15 protein-coding genes are annotated in these 17,501 nt (G+C 40.7%); 12 read left to right on the top strand and 3 right to left on the bottom strand.

Features of this window, described 5'->3' with window-relative positions; translation table 11 throughout:
- Nucleotides 1-68: 68 nt before the first annotated feature.
- A complete protein-coding gene (locus tag MHI15_RS22535) occupies nt 69-1,154 on the bottom strand; it encodes a helix-turn-helix transcriptional regulator (RefSeq protein ID WP_076190407.1) in 1,086 nt (361 codons plus the stop codon).
- Between the two features lie 128 nt (nt 1,155-1,282).
- On the opposite strand from MHI15_RS22535, the gene MHI15_RS22530 reads away from it, so the two are divergent.
- The 10 genes from MHI15_RS22530 (at nt 1,283) to MHI15_RS22485 (ending at nt 12,523) form a co-directional block, all read left to right on the top strand.
- A complete protein-coding gene (locus MHI15_RS22530) occupies nt 1,283-2,362 on the top strand; it encodes a saccharopine dehydrogenase family protein (protein WP_341164910.1) in 1,080 nt (359 codons plus the stop codon).
- A gap of 35 nt (nt 2,363-2,397) precedes the next feature.
- Nucleotides 2,398-2,964, top strand: coding sequence for an adenylyl-sulfate kinase (gene cysC, locus MHI15_RS22525; protein WP_076274453.1), 567 nt, complete (start codon nt 2,398-2,400; stop codon nt 2,962-2,964).
- Between the two features lie 165 nt (nt 2,965-3,129).
- A complete protein-coding gene (locus tag MHI15_RS22520; protein ID WP_076184551.1) occupies nt 3,130-3,900 on the top strand; it encodes a flavodoxin family protein in 771 nt (256 codons plus the stop codon).
- A gap of 76 nt (nt 3,901-3,976) precedes the next feature.
- Nucleotides 3,977-6,361, top strand: coding sequence for a polyprenyl synthetase family protein (locus tag MHI15_RS22515; protein WP_339174174.1), 2,385 nt, complete (start codon nt 3,977-3,979; stop codon nt 6,359-6,361).
- Nucleotides 6,362-6,527: 166 nt separating this feature from the next.
- Entirely contained in the window at nt 6,528-7,025 is a 498-nt protein-coding gene (locus MHI15_RS22510; RefSeq protein ID WP_076125874.1) for an RNA polymerase sigma factor, read from the top strand.
- Nucleotides 7,026-7,042: 17 nt separating this feature from the next.
- A complete protein-coding gene (locus tag MHI15_RS22505; protein ID WP_339174176.1) occupies nt 7,043-8,524 on the top strand; it encodes a DUF4179 domain-containing protein in 1,482 nt (493 codons plus the stop codon).
- Between the two features lie 58 nt (nt 8,525-8,582).
- The gene (locus MHI15_RS22500; protein ID WP_076184554.1) at nt 8,583-9,209 is read left to right on the top strand and encodes an HAD family hydrolase; all 627 of its coding nucleotides are present in this window, start codon (nt 8,583-8,585) and stop codon (nt 9,207-9,209) included.
- 223 nt (nt 9,210-9,432) lie between these two features.
- Complete coding sequence (gene nhaC / locus MHI15_RS22495) at nt 9,433-10,800, top strand: Na+/H+ antiporter NhaC (RefSeq protein WP_341164909.1); 1,368 nt, start codon at nt 9,433-9,435, stop codon at nt 10,798-10,800.
- A gap of 94 nt (nt 10,801-10,894) precedes the next feature.
- Nucleotides 10,895-12,115 (top strand): GNAT family N-acetyltransferase, encoded by a 1,221-nt coding sequence (locus MHI15_RS22490; protein ID WP_076184556.1) that lies wholly within the window; start codon nt 10,895-10,897, stop codon nt 12,113-12,115.
- Nucleotides 12,116-12,199: 84 nt separating this feature from the next.
- Complete coding sequence (locus MHI15_RS22485; protein WP_036677934.1) at nt 12,200-12,523, top strand: hypothetical protein; 324 nt, start codon at nt 12,200-12,202, stop codon at nt 12,521-12,523.
- A gap of 44 nt (nt 12,524-12,567) precedes the next feature.
- Here the strand turns inward: MHI15_RS22485 and MHI15_RS22480 are convergent, their stop codons facing one another.
- Together MHI15_RS22480 and MHI15_RS22475 are read right to left on the bottom strand one after the other, a co-directional pair.
- Nucleotides 12,568-13,443, bottom strand: coding sequence for a deoxyribonuclease IV (locus MHI15_RS22480; protein WP_076190399.1), 876 nt, complete (start codon nt 13,441-13,443; stop codon nt 12,568-12,570).
- A gap of 200 nt (nt 13,444-13,643) precedes the next feature.
- Nucleotides 13,644-14,675, bottom strand: coding sequence for a M23 family metallopeptidase (locus tag MHI15_RS22475; RefSeq protein WP_341164908.1), 1,032 nt, complete (start codon nt 14,673-14,675; stop codon nt 13,644-13,646).
- 191 nt (nt 14,676-14,866) lie between these two features.
- Here MHI15_RS22475 and MHI15_RS22470 point away from each other — a divergent pair, with 191 nt between their 5' ends.
- Nucleotides 14,867-15,622, top strand: a complete 756-nt coding sequence (locus MHI15_RS22470; RefSeq protein WP_076217551.1) for a response regulator transcription factor — start codon at nt 14,867-14,869, stop codon at nt 15,620-15,622.
- On the top strand, nt 15,619-17,370 hold the full coding sequence (locus MHI15_RS22465; protein ID WP_076309395.1) for a sensor histidine kinase: 1,752 nt from the start codon (nt 15,619-15,621) through the stop codon (nt 17,368-17,370). Before MHI15_RS22470 ends, MHI15_RS22465 begins: the two co-directional genes overlap by 4 nt.
- The last annotated feature ends 131 nt before the right edge of the window (nt 17,371-17,501 follow it).

The raw sequence follows: 17,501 nt of genomic DNA, 5'->3' as shown, positions 1-17,501 counted from the left end.
ATAAAAATTAAAGCCCAAGTCCTTTGTTAATAAAGGCTTGGGCTTTTTTGATAAGAAGCTCGGCGATCCTATTTCTCTGAAATGCTATAACGAGAATGTAAATGCCAGATAAGCTCTCTACGGCTGCTGACACCTGCTTTAGCAAAAATGGATTTTAAATGATCCTGAACCGTGTAAGCAGAAATATGTAATTCAGCAGCCAATTCTTTAGTAGATAATCCGCGAATTACTCCTTCAAGTAAATGCTGTTCCCGTTTCGTCAGATCATACGCTTCTGCAATGATAGGAAGCATATCTGCTGGACGTGCAGGCTCGAATGAAATGGCAATTTGCGTCTGACCGTCGTATGCATGAAGCCGGCTAGCCCGGATCACTAGATAAGGTCCGTCTGACATCCGGATACAGGACTTTGCCATCCCCGAAGATTCAGAGGGACTATTGATTGCTTGTGTGCTCACCGCCCGAATTGGTCGTGGCAGGATATGGTGATCAATTTTTTCTAATGAACGAAGTTTCTCTAACCAGCGGTCTGCTGTAGGATTGGAGGAGAGGAGCACTAGTTGATCAGAAAGGACGGCAATTCCGGAACCGTAATCTTCTTCCAGCCAAGTCTGATTTCTCTCAGGCAACTCAAGACTGAAAGCCCGCATTCTTGCGGCAATCTCAGGAAGCATTAAGGCTATCCGTACACAATCTTCCTGTGAAAATACAGGCTGACCCGACTTTCTGTAAAGTGTCAGATACCCCCAACACGCATCTCCATGAACAAGTACAGCGCGTAATTCATCCTCAAATCCTGCCGGAGACAGTACTTTTTGATAGCGGGCACTCAAATCTGGCTGCCCTTCGGTTGCTTCATATAAAGTAGCTACATGCACTTTACTATGAACCATTTGCTCATAGGGATTAATATCGTCTTCACCGTATTCGATCTGGAACAAGTGATGATGAATGGATTCCACGTTATCTTCTGTAACCGCACCTGTCGAGAGTAGTGTCTGTGGATCAACATGGGTACAGCAGGCAGCATCAAAGGGTACAGCCTCGCGTAAAATCGACAGTAATGAAGTACGGTAGCTATGTGAAGATTCAGAAACAGTACCTAACCGTATGATTTGTTGTTTAATATGATTAAGTTGTCTTATGGTTTTCATAGGTCAGCCCTCTAGTCATGGAGTATAAAAACAGGTATCCCACATTTATGGGATAGTGAATGTAAACCATATCCGTATAATTGAGAATGGTTCTTAATTATTTCTATTATATAGGATGCGGTGATAAAATGCAGAGAAAAGAAGATATTGTAGTCGTCGGTGGATATGGCCATGTAGGGCGTACCATTTGTGAAATCTTAGAGAAAAAATATCCTGGAAAAGTATATGCTGCAGGGCGAAGTCTTGTAAAAGCAAAGCAATTCAGTCAAGCAACTGATGGGAAAATTAAGCCGATGCAGTTGGATATTAATAAACCTTTACCTACTGATAAGTTAGAACGAGTGAAATTAATCATTATGTGCTTAGATCAAACGGATACGGATTTTATAAGAGCTGTGTTTCGAAGCGGTATTCATTATGTGGATGTATCTGCGAACGGTTTGTTTTTGAATGAAATTGAGAAATACAAGAGGGAGGCTGAAGACAATGGGTCAAGTGCTGTCTTAAGTGTAGGACTTGCTCCCGGCATCACTAATCTCCTGGCCCTTGAAGCAGAGCGGCAGATGAATCAGATTGAGGAGATAGAAATTGCGATTATGCTCGGATTAGGTGATTCTCATGGCAAAGCGGCGCTAGAATGGACAGTTGACAGTTTAGCAGCTAAGTTCGAAGTGAAGCAGGATAATCGCCAGGTTGAGGTGGAGAGCTTTACAGACAGAAGGTTGTATCATTTTGGTGATGAGATGGGTAACCGATATGCTTACCGTTTTCCATTCTCAGATCAACAGACACTTAGCAGAACACTAAAATCATCGTCTATCTCTACACGATTTTGTCTTGATTCAGCTGTAGTTACTAAAATACTGGCAATAACGAAAAGAACTGGAGCCGTTCGCTTACTACAAATAGGCTGGCTGAAGAATTCAATTGTTCGTGCTATGGGGCGGCTGCATTTGGGGGATGATGGGTTCGCTATTAAGGTTGAAGCACATGGAAGAAATTCAGAAGGTAAAATACTTCATGCGGATTTTTTATTACAAGGAAAGAATCAATCTATCATTACGGCAAAAGTAACAGCGGCAGTAGCAAAACATCTATATGATTCACCACCCCCAGGTGGAGTTTGCCATATTGAGCAGATGACTGATATAGCGTATATACAGAAGGAATTAGGATCAGCCATTTCTCTCAAGACTGCGGTAAACTAGTATAATATTAATCATATAGAAAGGGGCGTTTTAGAATGAATAGAAAAGATTGGGAGCTGTTGAACGGTCATAAAGCGGGCGTGTTTTGGTTCACAGGATTATCAGGTTCAGGAAAAAGTACACTAGCACAACAAGCTGAAAAAGAATTGTTTAAGCAAGGCATCCGATGTGCTGTGATCGACGGCGACCAGCTAAGAAAAGGTTTGAATATTGATTTAGGCTTTTCAGAAGAGGATCGTAAAGAAAACATGCGTCGCGCAGCCGAAGTAGCATCTATGTTTTTGGAACTAGGCTTTATAGTGCTTGTCCCGATGATTTCACCTTCTTCAGCTGCTAGAGAAGCGATTAGATATCGTTTTCAGTCTGGCGAGTTTGCAGAGATTTATGTGCAATGTTCATTAGAAACCTGCGAACAACGTGATCCTAAAGGGCTGTATAAGAAAGCTAGAAAAGGTGAAATTCGTGAGTTTACAGGTATTGATGCTATTTATGAAGCCCCTGAACATGCCGAATTGACAGTTAACACAGAGATTTACGATATGGAGAGCAGTGTGAATCTGCTAGTTGATTTTGTTACACATAATTACGCTAAAAAGATATAGAGGGAAGTTAACAGAAGCCTGGTCAAGTCGGGCTTCTTTTTTTGCATTCTCAAATGGAATTATATCGCATAAAAGGGATCAAGGTGCTACAATATGAATGAATAAAAAAATATTCATTCATATTGATGGGTGTTATTCAAAATATGCATATATGGAGGGGTTCAAATGAAAAAAGTTACTGCATTTATTGGGAATCAACAAAAGCATGCGACCTTTGAAGCGGTTTGTGAATTTGGCAATAATTTAAAAGCATATGGTGATATTGAATTTGAGTATGTCTTTTTAAAAGATTATCGGCTTGAATATTGCCGGGGCTGCAAGATATGTTTCAATAAAGGTGAGGAATATTGTCCACTAAAGGATGATCGCGATGTATTGATGGAGAAAATGATCCATTCTGACGGAATTATTTTCGCCACGCCTAATTATGCATTTCATGTATCGGCACCGATGAAGAACCTCTTGGACCGGCTTGCTTTTGTATTTCATAGACCTCGATTCTTCGGGAAAACCTTCACGGCTATTGTCAATCAGGGGATCTTTGGAGGCAGCAAAATTGTGAAATACCTTAGTAATATGGGCGAGAATTTCGGATTTCAAGTTACAAAAGGCTGTGTCTTGACTACTTTGGAGCCAAGAACAGAAGTTGCGCAGAAAAAAATGACGAGAGAAATAAAGAAAGCCTCCGAAAGATTCTATAAGGACCTTATGTCGCCCAAGACTCCAGTTCCTTCTTTTCTCAGATTAATGCTGTTTCGAATGTCACGTACAAGTATAAAAACAATGCTTGATGATCATTCCAAGGATTATCGTTATTACAAAGAACAAGGCTGGTTTGAGTCGGGTTATTATTATCCTGTTTCATTGGGTCCTATAAAAAGGACAGCGGGTCTGATCTTTGACTTTATTGGGAAACGTATGGCGAAGAATTCGTAACCATAAAGACACTTCTCCGTATAAGATATGAACATGACCGACAATTAACCAAAAGAGAAGTTGAGGTAATCCACCTATGAATGTGAATGTAACCGATCATGCCGATTCAGCCTATTCGCTAGCTGAGCAGAGGGCGGCTCAGTATTTTGTTTCACTGCACATGCAGTTCAAAGAAAAAACTTATGTATCTACTCTCACTGAAGATATTCAATTATGGAAAAAACATCATATTCATCGCCGCTCATGGTTGTCATTTTTCTCTAGAGGGAAAAGGAAACCTGATTCGCAGGATTATCATAGGTATATAGGCTGGCTGAATCTTAACGGTAAATTGGATGATTATTTAGATCGCAGCGTGTCCTATTTATATATGAGGGATCTGGGCAAAGCCTTGGATTCTACTGATACACAAAACAGGATTCAGCGAATGGTTGCTGACATTAGATCTCAATTGATCCCAGACGATTCAACAACGATAAGAGATCAATCAGAATTTATGAGCTTGGCAGGAGTATATCGCTGGGCGCAGAAAGAAGGCGTCGAGACCGCCACCATCTGGGTGATCGACAAGCTAAAGAACGTATCAACCCATATTCCGCAGGAAATGAATGCCGAACAAGCACAGCGTAAGTTAATTAAGATCATTATCGGGGTCATTCTGCATGTAATGGAGGAAATGGGGGAGAGTACCCCACCTTTGGAACGTTCTAAGAAGCTTAGTGAAGCCATTAGACTTGGTTATTCTTATGGGCTGACTTACCCTTTTATTGATGATCTTCTCGATTCCAGTGTCTTAACGGTTCAAGAAAAAGAGCAATTTTCCCTCATGATACGCGACGCTATCCTTACTAGATCTGTGCCTGAGCTTGGAGAATGGTCCGGAGAGAACATGGAATTCATTCGATACGTACATTCGGAGCTTAGTGAAGCTTTCGAATATATTAAAAGCTATCAACGTCCAGAAATGCAGAACATATTTTTCGAGCAATCCTTTGTGTTTTTTCAATCTCAGGAGCTGGACCGTGTTAAGGAACTTTCCAACGCTAATTACACCAATGAAGAGCTTTATATCCCCATTATCTTAAAATCCTCTTCTTCCCGTTTAATTGTCCGATCCGTTATTAGTGCACCTACAGATGATGGATTTGATCAACGCACTTTTTATTATGGTCTTTACAATCAACTGGCTGATGATTTTGCAGATATGTTTGACGATATGAAAGAGGGAGCGGTAACGCCGTATACCTATTTTCTGAAATACCGTGATCAACGTTCAGATTTGATAAACCCTTTTGAATTATACTGGACCGTCATCTCTCATCTAATCCATTCCGTATATCACTCCGATGCCAAAACCCGTGAAGTGATTCTAGATCGAGCAATTAACGGTTTGAAGCGTTGTAAAGTACGTGTGGGTACTGAAAAGTATAAAGAGATTATGGAGATCTTTGCTTCGGGTCAACCCGAATTTAATCGACTCGTGCAGCAAATGGTGTTGAAAGCTGATGATGTGGATTTTTTTGACAAACTACTAAGAGATCAAATGCTTACGAATTTAAAAAACAACAAGCAGGAAAAGGTGGATTTTCACAATACGATTCAAAAGGTTCGTGGTGAAATCAACAATCAATTGCCGATTAATAAACCTGTTGGGACACCAGCTATGAAAGAAATGTTAATTGATGCAGCCAATTATAGTTTAGAGGGTGATGGCAAGCGAATACGACCTATTCTGACTTGGGTTATGGGGGTGAACGAATACGGATTAGACAGCGCGGCAATTGTGCCGCTTTTGAGGTCTTTGGAATATATGCATACTGCATCCTTAATTTTCGATGATCTGCCCTCTCAGGATAATGCCCCCACTCGAAGAGGCCGTTCAACTCTACATGAGGTGTATAATAGCGCAACGGCGGAATTGACAGGACTCTTTCTAATTCAGAAGTCGATTGAGGAACAGGCATCCCTTTCTACATTCGATGCTAAATCCGTAATTGCTTTAATGCAATATTCAGCTCAAAAGGCGGAAGATACCTGCATGGGGCAAGCGATGGATTTGAATTCTAAAGGGAAAGCATTGACGCTAGAGCAATTAAATATGATTTGCTTCTATAAGACGGGCATTGCGTTCGAAGCTTCACTAGTTATGCCAGCGATTCTCGCACAGGTTAAGGAGACAGAAATTGAAGCTTTGAAGAAATTCGCTTATCATGCGGGGATTGCTTTTCAGATTAAAGATGATTTACTCGACTTGGAAGGGGATTTACAATTACTGGGTAAGCCCACAGGGCAGGATGTTGAGAATAACAATGCAACGTTTGTCTCCATTCTGGGTTCAGAAGGCGCTAGAAAAGAGATGTGGGAGCACTATTGTCTTGCCATGGAGGCGCTAAAAGAGATCCCCCGCAATATCAATTTTTTAAAACATCTATTGAATTATATGGTTAATCGTAATCGATAAATATGAAAATGGAGTGTTGGCATCTTTGCCAGCACTTTTTTATGAAAAAAATCAATCGTTTTTACGTTCAACTCCGTCTTACTTATAAGAACATCAGAACGATGACTTTATCCTAATACCGACACTGACAAAAAAAGAGGGGGTGTGGTGAGTGGTGGATAGGACGATGGACGAGGTCAGAATGGTTGATTTTGCCCGAATGGATGAGGAAGTTTTCTTTAAACGCCTGTATGTGGAGCATCGGAAAATGTACACCGTCGCTTATAGTTATCTACGGACAGAAGCGGACGCGTTAGAAGTTGTACAAGAGGCTTCATGTCGAGCCTGGATGAAACGTAAGAAGCTTAAAGATGAACAGTCATTTACACCTTGGTTGATTCGAATTACGATCAATTGCTGTATGGATGAACTACGACGAAAAAAACGAGTGATTCCTACGGAGAAGCTGGCAGAGGTTGCAACTCAGGAAATGAAAAGTAACGACCGGATTGATCTGGAACGTGCTCTGAACCGATTAAAGCCCAAATATCGGCATGTGGTACTTCTTAAATATTACAATGACATGACTACAATCGAAATCGCAAAAGTGCTAAAAAAACCTGAAGGTACAATCAAAACCTGGTTACGCGAGGGACTTAAACAGCTTCGTAATGTGTTGAAGTGATATGGGAGGTGAACAGAGTGACAGATAAAGAAGATCGTATTTTGCAGAAAAATGTTGATGAAATGAATCAGAATACTGAAACTTTACAGGAAATGAAAATTTATAACGCGATGCGAAAGGGAATTAGGGAAGGAAAAAAACGTGAGAAACGCCGCGTTTTTACCGCAGGTTTGGGAGTGATCGCAGCTGCAGCCGCAGCCCTATTATTTACATACTCTTCAATCGGGTTACCGGCCAAGGAAGTGGCTCAACCTTCAGTTCAAACCGCCAGCCCTAAAAATACAGATGATTTTGCAGCGTATCGTTCATTTTCAAGGTTAGAACCAGCGCTTGCTAGTGCTCTGGAACAGAATCTCGTGATGCCGGTGGGTCAGAGCGCGGAAAACAAGGGGTACCGAGTAGATGTAACTGGTGCAGTAACAGATGGAAGGAAGGTGTATATTCTATACAGTGTTCAGAACAATACAGACAAAGAAGTTATACATGCGAATTTTGCGCTTCAATATGAAGGCATACAGGAGTCGAATCTACATAAAGGTGCTGCACTAAGTATGCTTGCCAGCGATAACCGAATTCAACCAGGCCAGTCTAAGGATTTTATATACACTACTAGTCTTTCACCAACGGTTAAATATCCAAAGGAAGTAAACTATAATGTCATTATCACTGAAACTTCAGATAAGGCGCTACAATCCAGTAGTAATAAGTACCGGACTAATCTGGATGTTGCTTTCGAACTTAATCCTGATATGCTCAAAGCACAGGAAAGAATTCTAAAAACGGATAAAACGCTGACAGTTGACGGGCAAAAGATTAAAGTGAATCTAGTGCAATATACACCGCTTAGTACCTATGTAGATTTGGAGTATGATCTGAACAATGATAAACAAATTTTTCAATTGATTAATCCAGTTCTGATTAATACAAATGGGGGAGCTACCGAAAAATTATTTTACCCCGACATCGTCAACTCTGACAATTCTGAAGTCTATTCGGACAACACCAAGTTTACGCTGGTGTTCAGGAACAGCCAGAGCAGCCTAAACCGTCAGCCAGACACCGTTTCATTAAAAACCTTTGGTATCTCGGCAGTGGAAAAGAATAAAATGAAAATTGTTGTCGATCTCAATAAGCAGCAAATCATTGAAGCACCGGGAAGCGGCCTTGAGCTTGTTTCTCCAACGCAAGAGAATTATGCAGATGAAGGAGAGATCTTGTTACGGCATACAATTACTGATGCCGAATATTTAAAATACTATACTAGACTTGCTGAGACTTTTACTGATGCGGAAGGAAATGTGCATAAAAGAGCAATCAAAACAACTTCGGCAGGAAACTTCGGTGGCTACATGACTTCAAAGGAGGGTACAGCCGTGGATGAAATGCGTTATACTTTTGGAAAGGGAGCGAAAGATTATCCTCAACCCCTAACGATTACGCTAGAGAAATATATCAATCCGATTATGGATACACAAGCCGTAGAGTTATTTTCTAAGTAATAGATTAAGCTTAACGATTAATAATCTTGTATTTGTTGTAATCCTATAGGAGGTAGTTATGCGTAAATATAACACTGTAATCTTTGATGTGGATGGAACCTTAATTGATACAGAAATCGCTGTTCTGAGTTCTCTGCAAAAGATGTTAAAGGTGGATCATAACAGAGAGTATGAATTGTCAGAGCTCTATTTTGTGTTAGGTATTCCCGGTTCAGCTTCATTACCACAACTTGGGATCGAAGATATTCATGAGGGCAATGAGAGATGGAATGTTTTCATGAAAGATTTCTATGATACTATTAACATCTTTGACGGAATTGTAGATGTAATGAGTTCATTACAGTCAAAAGAGATCGTTCAAGGAATTGTGACTTCCAAGACAAGAGCTGAGCTAAATGATGATTTCGTTCCATTTGGCTTAACTAAATATTTATCATATACCGTTATCGCAGAAGATACAGCAAAGCATAAGCCACATCCAGACCCCTTGCTAGAATTTATTAGAGTATCAAAAGCAAACCCTGAATCATCTATTTACATAGGGGATACGATTTATGATTATGAATGTGCACGAGATGCTGGTGTCGATTTTGGATTAGCTTTATGGGGATGCAAGCAGCATGAGCATATTCCCGCGAAATATAAATTTGAAACTCCGCAGGATATTTTAAAGCTGCAATTGTAAAGTGAATAGGGTGAATATATAGCAGAGAGGCATTTTGCCCTCTGTTTTTTTAATGGAAAAACCTTCATTGTATGTTCTTAACATTGACTCTTCTCTATCTTATCGTTAATATTACCTCTGTGCTTCATTGCCCAAAAGCCTAAAAGCTTAAAAGCTTAAAAGTAAGGAAGCACCGCAATCTCCGAATTTTATCCCAATCACAATGTTAAGGAGCACTATCGTTATGGACCGTCAGCTTAGTTTTTCAAAAAGTATGATTATTATCGCTTTTATTTTTGCACTTCTTTTTGTATCTATTTTCCTATTGAAAGCAGAACCTCATATCCCTCTTCTCGCAACCACAGTTGGCACAGCAGTCTTATTGGGTTTATTTGGCGTGTCATGGAAAGATATTGAGGCAGCTATCATTAAAGGCATCCAAACAGCTATAATGCCCATTCTTATCCTCATGTTGATCGGAATATTGATCGCTGTATGGATGATGAGTGGTACGGTGCCTACACTTTTATTTTATGGTATGGATTATATTAATCCGAACTACTTTGCAGTAAGCGCGTTATATGTCACAATTGTCGTCTCTATGTTTACTGGAAGCTCATTCACCACCGTTAGCACGATCGGCGTAGCTTTGATGGGTATTGCTTTGACGACAGGGATTTCTCCCACACTTGCTGCTGGAGCGATCATTTGCGGAGCTTGTTTTGGTGATAAAATGTCACCTTTATCTGATACTACAAATTTTGCACCTGCAGTGGTAGGTATATCCTTGTTCACACATATTCGTAATATGATGTACACAACGATTCCGGCGCTTATAATAACTACTGTCTTTTTCTTGTTCGCACCAAAAGCCGATGCGATTGATTTATCGTCGATTCAGGGGATTAAGTTTGCTCTACAAGATGGATTTCGTATCCACTGGTTAACGTTGATCTCACCACTTGCCGTTATTATTTGCTCAATCAAACGAATCCCAATCCTTCCTACACTGATGGTTGGCATTGTTACTGGTCTTCTGGTGACCGCTATTATTCAGCAGCAGGCAGAAATCGGTGTCTGGTTCAGTGTGATGCAGAATGGATACGAAAGTACTATTGCCAATGAAACCGTTGCTTCTATCGTTAACCGAGGTGGAATGCAATCAATGATGAGTTCCGTTTCACTTATCTTGATTGCTTTATCATTAGGCGGGCTAATACAACATTGTGGTGTCATAGAGGCTTTTTTTCGCAAAATCATTCAACCCCTCAAACGTAAAAGCAGTATCGTGCTTATGAGCGGCGCATCATCCATTGCGGTTAATGGGATGACTGGTGAACAGTATCTTTCTATTTTGTTGCCTGGTCAAATGTTCAAAGATGAATATAATCGCCGAGGCATTCCAGCAAAGACACTATCCCGTACGTTAGAGGATTGTGGAACCCTTGTTAATCCTTTAATTCCTTGGGGAGTTAGCGGTGCTTTTTTCGCTGCTACACTAGGTGTGCCGGTAATTGAATATATACCTTATGCCACCCTTCTGTGGTTAAGCCCATTCATCACGTTTGCGTATGCTTTGATCCCGCAGCTGCAAAAGAATACGCTAGGCTAACCTTCTCTGAAAGAATGTATTTATTGAACGGATATAAAGAATAATAAGAGTGATTTCTGATTTATATCTGGGGAATTCAGCGGGGGTATTGCTAGTGAGTCGCAATAAGTTGCAGGATAGAATCAGGTTAGCAAATGTCGAGACTAAACATGCAGAGCAATTTAATAATTTATTACGTTATGTATTTCAAGTGACGAATCGTGATTTACAAATCTTTGGTTGGGAAAATCGTGAAATCACCCAAGCGAAGCTGCCAGTTCTAAAGTATGCTGATGTGGTCGGTTGGTTTGATGGTGATAAATTGATTTCACAGTTAGCAGTATACCCATTTCAAGTAAATATTTTTGGGCGAATTTATGAGATGGGTGGCCTGACGGGTGTTGGAACCTATCCCGAATATGCTAATTTAGGTTTAATGAATAAGCTGATGTTGCATGCATTAACTAAAATGCGGGGCCGCAAGCAATCAATTTCTTATCTATTTCCGTATTCTATTCCGTATTATAGGCGGAAAGGCTGGGAGATCATTACCGATAAAATCTCATTTGAAGTTCCGGATACCCAGCTGCCGAAAACTAAAAAAGTTCCTGGGAACGTGGAGCGGGTAACTATTGAACATCCAGATATCAAGGAGATATATGATCAGTTCTCCATGCAGCATCATGGAGCTATGCTTCGAAATAAGTTGGCTTGGGAAGAATATTTACGCTGGGATCTGGATGAAATGACAGTGGGCATCTACTATAACAATGATGATTTGCCCACGGGGTATTTGTTGTATTGGGTTGCTGAGGAGATCTTTTACATCAAAGAAATGGTATATATTAACGAAGAAGCTCGCGTGGGATTATGGAACTTTATAAGTGCACATTTTTCGATGATTACTCTTGTCAAAGGGGATATTTATAAAGGGGAGCCGCTTTCCTTCGTTTTAGATGATGGTGACATCAAGGAAACCATTGCTCCTTATTTTATGGCCCGGATAGTGGATGTTCAATTATTTATCGAACAGTATCCGTTTAAAAAACAGGATAAAGATGGTTGCCTTATCTTCACCTTGAGTGATCCGATGCTGGAATGGAACCGGGGTACATTTACACTTAATGTGGATAAGGATGGAACAGGTGTTTTGCACGCAGGAGGGACTAACCCTTCCTTGTTGATTGACATTCCTACTTTAACCACGATGTTAATGGGCTATAAGCGACCTACCTATTTGGCTAGGATCGGTCGGATCCAGGCAGATGAAGCTACAGTTCAATTTCTGGAAGGGTTAATCAGGCCAGAACATCCTTATTTCTCTGATTATTTTTAAAAAGCATACTCTAATGAGTGTGCTTTTTTCTTCTTTTATAGTAGAATTGATTCTCGGCAACACTAAATGATATGGGGTGTAAGAATGGCGATTAATTTCACCAAACCAATGATCCAAAGGTTAGAACAAGAAATCATAGAGGTAGAGAGCAAGCTCAAAAACGTGAAGAACAAAAAAGAAAAATCCAAATTCAAAATTAATCAATTAGAACAGGATATGAAATTTAGCAAGTCTCACACAGATTTGAGCAGTAAAATGACGCGAATCAAAAAGCTTAACGATGAAATTAAGAACATGAATCGCCTGCAAGCTGATCTTTCCAAAGAATTAACAGCAAAGAAAAACTCGTTAAAAAAACTCCAGGTAAATGGAACCGCACCTACTACAATTGATTCCACAAAAGGATAGTCGATCATGGCTGCACAGATGAAAAACCGCGTAATTGGCGGTTTTTATTTTTTTACCAGCTCATTTGTTTCTCCCCTTAACAAGGAAATCTCATGCTTATAGGGTGCGTTTACATATTTCTTTTCACCGATGGAGGGAGTCTCTAGGAGTTTGGGGATAGTTGTTAGTTGAGGATGGTGGACCACATATCTTAGCGCCTGAAGGCCGATATATCCGTACCCTATATTTTCGTGCCTGTCTTTATGTGAGCCCATAATATTCTTTGAATCATTGATGTGAATGACTTTTAGGCGCTCTATTCCGATCAATCGATCAAATTTATCCAATATGCCATCAAAATCTTCTTTTACGTTATAACCGGCATCATGGATATGGCAAGTATCCAAACAAATTGATAGACGCTCATTATGGGTCACTCCATCAATAATAGCTGCGAGTTCTTCAAAAGAGACTCCACATTCACTACCTTTTCCAGCCATAGTTTCTAATGAAACCTGAACATTTCGTTTATCTGTTAGCACTTCGTTTAAGCCTTCCACGATCCGAGAGATTCCAGCTTGAGAGCCAGCACCAACATGGGAGCCAGGATGTAGGACGATTTGGGTTGAACCCAAAGCTTCTGTTCTTATGATTTCTGATTGAAGAAACTCTATACTATGCTCAAAGACCTGTGCCGAAAGTGTATTTCCTAAGTTAACAATAAATGGAGCGTGTACAATAATATTAGAAATACCGTTATCTCTCATATGAGCATGTCCTGCTTCAATATTCAAAGCTTCAATGGGTTTGCGGCGTGTATTTTGTGGGGCTCCGGTATAAAAAAGGAAGGTGGTCGCTCCATAAGAGGCTGCCTCTTCACTAGCTCGAAGGAGCATTTTTGTTCCGGTCATAGACACATGAGAGCCTAGGAGTAAAGACATCGGGGTTGACACTTCCTTTCCTCTGAAAAGAGAGCCATATTTAGTCACTATATATCCTATATGTCTATTATTATTTGTGAATTACCCGGATTATATGTATTGGTATTACAAGAAAGTAGGATGTTTTTTAGGGAAGATCAAGGTTGTCTCATCTGATTTATTATTTATGAGAGACAACCTTAGCGACCCGGAATTTAGCGCTAATTAGCAGCGGAAATAGTCTCACCTTGAATTGGTTTTAAATTTTGCTCCCATTTAACTCTGATTGCCCGGGAAGTGAATAGATCAGCTCCATCTGAGATTTGGAAGTGTAGATGGGCCTCGCTCGTATTACCAGAATTACCTGTTAAGCCAATAACTTCACCTTTTTCGACTTTATCCCCCGGTTTTAAAGTAACTGACCCATGTTTGAGATGCGCCAAATGACTATATTCCCCGCCATGATCAATGACAACGATATTTCCGGTAGCTTGATTCGGATTCATGACCCCAACTGGCTCATTGTCTTTAATGTCATTCACAACCGATACAACGGTGCCGTCCGCTGGAGCGAGAATGTTTTTGCCAAAGGCATAATAGCTTTCATTTTTTAGTGGATCTCCTGTATAGGAATAGTTATCTTTGGTTTGGATAAAATCGTAAGCGTACCGCTGGATTTCTAACTCATAATGATAATTCACAAGCACATTTTCACCACCCCAAAATACATACCAATCTCCCTCAAACGGCAGTGCGTATTCATGTTTGCTTAGTACATTGTCGGTTTCAGGAGAAGGGGTAAGCTCTTGAACTTGAATTAATGTAATCGTCCCATCCGGATCAAACATCCCGACAAGCCCCTTATTGCCAGCATCACTAACCCATGTGCGTCGATCAAATCCATTAAGCTGCATGGTCGATGCCTTTTCCAATGCATGGATACCCTTAGTGAATTCTTTTCCTGTATCTGTTAATTCTGCTTCACTTATTTCATCTTTTAAAGGCTGATTAAAGCGGGCATACAACTCCTTGTACTTCCCGTCCAGTAGAATCTTTGATAGTTCATCTGGAGCAAATCCGCTCAGAATGGCAGCTGTGGCCGGGCTTGTTGTCTGCTCCGCCTTTTCAGTAGTCGGCACATCTGCATTCTCTCCTCCACAGGCAGCCATTAATAAAGACAATGACCCTACAGCCAATGCAGTTCTTGTATTCAAAATAACTTTATGAATGATTTTTTTAGGTTTTTTGTTCATATATATCGCCTCCCAGTATTACGATTGTAGCAGTCTATCCTTAGCTCTTCTGAAATTCTATATTAACACTTACATAATTTACTAGCTATTTAATGAATACGAATTAAGCTTCCGTTAAGATTAGTAAGATTGCTAGCCAAAAAAATCATGCTATGATGTTAAAAACGTCTATTGTGAAAGGGAAAATTTATATGAATGAGGCTTCAATTTTATTGGTTGATGATGAGGTATCGCTTTTAGACATTATGGAGACAGTGCTGCGTAAGGAAGGCTACGCCAATATAGATACAGTGCAAACAGGTGAGGAAGCAGTAAGTGCCTGTGAATCCAAAAAATATGATTTAATTGTGCTGGATGTAATGCTGCCCGGACGAAGTGGTATCGAAATCTGCCCTTTTATCCGTCAGACGACGGATGCCCCTATTCTTTTTCTGACTGCTCGAACGTCTGATTTCGATAAATTAACGGGATTTGCTATAGGCGGAGATGATTATATTACCAAGCCCTTTAACCCGCTTGAAGTGGTGGCTCGTATAAGAGCACAACTGCGGAGATATTTTGCTTCTGCTAACCAACAGGCTACTGGCAAGAGTGTAGAAATAGTCCCCAATAAATCTGCAAATGTATATGATTACGGAAGGTTTAAGCTAGATGAGACAGCGGGAGAACTCCTGGTAGAGGGTCAGTCTGTTGCTTGTCCGGCACTTGTATTTCAACTGCTGGTCTTCTTATGCAAACATCCTAATCAGATTTTCAGCAAAAGTGAGTTATATGAGAAAGTATGGGGCGATGAAGCACTGAGCGATGATAATACGGTCATGGTTCATATTCATCGAATTAGAGAACGTATCGAAGCAGACCCGTCCGATCCAAAATTTATTGTTAACGTTAGGGGTCTTGGTTATAAGCTGGTGAAGGTAGACCGCCAGGAGTTGTCCATGCCATGAATATCAAACGTCGGTTAACGTTAAGGTTCGTTCTACAGCTAGCAATTACGGGAATGGTTGTTCTCGCTATTGCAGCAGTAACGTTTACTTGGATGCTGTTGCGTTTTCTCGATATCAGTATTACGCGTGATTTTGCTAATGTTGGCTTAGAGCAACTGGTTGAATCCTCCAAAATCGATGAGAAGGGCATTCAATTTTCCCCGAGCTTGCTGGAGCAAGTGAAGAAGAATAAGGGCTGGCTGCAAAATATCGATGAAAATGGAAAAGTTGAAAGTGCCTACAACACTCCAAAAGATGTCCCAATTCAATATGGACCGGGTGAAGTAGTCGCCTATTGGACAGGGACTCAGCCTTTTCCGTATACTCTGGCTGTATGGATTCAAGAGAAAAATGGGAGACAATTCACGCTTCTTTATGGCGCGCCAAATATACTAGATCCTCTGTTAAAAAAAATGAGCGATGGTACATTTGATGCAGTAGATGGAGATCTGGTTCTGCCTGATTCGATTGAAAGAGAAATTAAATCATCACAGGCGTTTGTTCAACTCATCGATTCATCGGGTACGGAGCTGCTCTCCTATAATAGGCCAAAGATGATTCCCACCAAGTACTCAGTGCCAGAGCTAGCACTACGCACTCTCTACAGTGAACGTTACGGCTATCATGTCCGATCTTCTTTTGATAAACAAACGGGCCAAACATGGATCGTTGGACAACCGAACGTAAAGGGTGCAGATACAGGACAAAAGGTATGGGTACCTGAAGAGGTTAAAATTGTCATTAAAGGCTCATTAGCAATGCTCGCGGCTTTATTGCTTGCATTTATATTGCTATCTTTATGGCAAGCTCATAGGTTTGGAGCGCCAATGCTGCATATGCTTGTATGGCTCGATTCTATTGGAAATGCCATATATACAGAGCCTTTGGACCGTAAAGGAAATCGTCGTAGTCGAACACACGTAGGTAAATGGAGGCGGAGATACCGGGTTTTTTCTGATGTAATGGTCTCCATAGAGAAATTATCTGCTAATTTGCAGAGAGATCAGACGTTGCGGCAACAAACAGAGAATTTGAGGGAAGAATGGATCGCAGGTGTTACACATGATTTAAAAACTCCTTTATCTTCTATAACTGGTTATGCTCATTTACTGGCGGAGCCTTCGTATGATTGGTCGAAAGAGGAAGTTCGCAAGTTTACAAGGACGATGCTGGATAAATCAGCCCATATGGACATGCTGATCAGTGATCTTGCCATGACCTATCGGCTAAAAACAGGGATCAAGCCACCAGAGCTGATGGAAGTGGAATTGAACTCTTGGTTACATCAAACCCTTGATCAAGCTGCTGCAAATCCCGAATACGGGAAGCAGCGAATTATATTTGTGCCGGCACCAAAAGAAGTGAGAGCCCGATTGTATACTCCATGGCTAGAGCGGGTTGTGAACAATTTGACTGCGAATGCTTTACTTCATAACCCCTCGGATACGATTTTAACGGTTTCGCTTACTATGAATGATTTGGACAGTGGATTTACTATTCAATTTTCCGATGATGGCGATGGAATGGATGAAGTCACACTTAACCGATTATTTGAACGTTATTATCGAGGAACGGACACCGTATCTAGCTCCAACGGATCCGGCCTTGGCATGGCGATCTCCAAGGGATTAATCGAATGTATGGAGGGCAGGATTGCTGTTGAGAGTAGCCCTGGACAAGGGACCATTATTAAGTTGAGTTGGAGCTGATCATAGAACCAGCGTTTTTCCTAACGGAAATGACGGTGGTTTTTTTGTTCTGAATATAATTTTTTAATTCTCCTGTTTATTATCCAGCCAGAGTTGGGATCATAAATAAGTTGACATCCAAACTTATTGTA

The sequence above is a fragment of the Paenibacillus sp. FSL H7-0918 genome (genome assembly GCF_038007025.1).
Lineage (GTDB): Bacteria > Bacillota > Bacilli > Paenibacillales > Paenibacillaceae > Paenibacillus_AQ > Paenibacillus_AQ odorifer.
Note: the sequence above shows the minus strand (reverse complement) of the source record. Positions and strands in the feature narration are given on the sequence as shown.

What these genes read in the sequence shown, in the direction of transcription:
- MHI15_RS22515 (WP_339174174.1), top strand. Translation starts at nt 3,977, where the DNA reads ATGAATGTGAATGTAACCGATCATGCCGATTCAGCCTATTCGCTAGCT.
- cysC (WP_076274453.1), top strand. Translation starts at nt 2,398, where the DNA reads ATGAATAGAAAAGATTGGGAGCTGTTGAACGGTCATAAAGCGGGCGTG.
- MHI15_RS22535 (WP_076190407.1), bottom strand. Translation starts at nt 1,154, where the DNA reads ATGAAAACCATAAGACAACTTAATCATATTAAACAACAAATCATACGG.
- MHI15_RS22485 (WP_036677934.1), top strand. Translation starts at nt 12,200, where the DNA reads ATGGCGATTAATTTCACCAAACCAATGATCCAAAGGTTAGAACAAGAA.
- nhaC (WP_341164909.1), top strand. Translation starts at nt 9,433, where the DNA reads ATGGACCGTCAGCTTAGTTTTTCAAAAAGTATGATTATTATCGCTTTT.
- MHI15_RS22475 (WP_341164908.1), bottom strand. Translation starts at nt 14,675, where the DNA reads ATGAACAAAAAACCTAAAAAAATCATTCATAAAGTTATTTTGAATACA.
- MHI15_RS22480 (WP_076190399.1), bottom strand. Translation starts at nt 13,443, where the DNA reads ATGTCTTTACTCCTAGGCTCTCATGTGTCTATGACCGGAACAAAAATG.
- MHI15_RS22510 (WP_076125874.1), top strand. Translation starts at nt 6,528, where the DNA reads ATGGACGAGGTCAGAATGGTTGATTTTGCCCGAATGGATGAGGAAGTT.
- MHI15_RS22470 (WP_076217551.1), top strand. Translation starts at nt 14,867, where the DNA reads ATGAATGAGGCTTCAATTTTATTGGTTGATGATGAGGTATCGCTTTTA.
- MHI15_RS22530 (WP_341164910.1), top strand. Translation starts at nt 1,283, where the DNA reads ATGCAGAGAAAAGAAGATATTGTAGTCGTCGGTGGATATGGCCATGTA.
- MHI15_RS22520 (WP_076184551.1), top strand. Translation starts at nt 3,130, where the DNA reads ATGAAAAAAGTTACTGCATTTATTGGGAATCAACAAAAGCATGCGACC.
- MHI15_RS22500 (WP_076184554.1), top strand. Translation starts at nt 8,583, where the DNA reads ATGCGTAAATATAACACTGTAATCTTTGATGTGGATGGAACCTTAATT.
- MHI15_RS22465 (WP_076309395.1), top strand. Translation starts at nt 15,619, where the DNA reads ATGAATATCAAACGTCGGTTAACGTTAAGGTTCGTTCTACAGCTAGCA.